Annotated in this window: 1 protein-coding gene; it reads left to right on the top strand. The window is 69.5% G+C overall.

What is annotated here, in order from left to right:
- A partial coding sequence (locus tag FLQ44_RS14410; RefSeq protein WP_206208894.1) for a class I SAM-dependent methyltransferase occupies window positions 1–279 on the top strand: 279 nt, incomplete at both ends.

Below are 279 nucleotides of genomic sequence, written 5' to 3' on the forward strand. Positions count from 1 at the left end.
CGGCGATGGCCGTGTTCGAGCTGCCGCGCGCGCGCATCGCGCTCAAGACCCGCGCGCCGCAGACCCGCACGTCGCGCTACCAGAAGCAGGATCTGCGCGGCCATTGGCTGCCGGTGGAAGAGGATGGCCTCAAGCTGCAGGTCAACCTGTTCGACTACCTCGACACCGGCCTGTTCCTCGATCATCGCCCGGCGCGGCGGCTGATTCGCCAGCAGGCGCGCGGCAAGCGCGTGCTCAACCTGTTCTGCTACACCGGCGTCGCCAGCGTGCATGCGGCGG

The sequence above is a fragment of the Vogesella mureinivorans genome, assembly GCF_007644035.1.
Taxonomy (GTDB): domain Bacteria; phylum Pseudomonadota; class Gammaproteobacteria; order Burkholderiales; family Chromobacteriaceae; genus Vogesella; species Vogesella mureinivorans.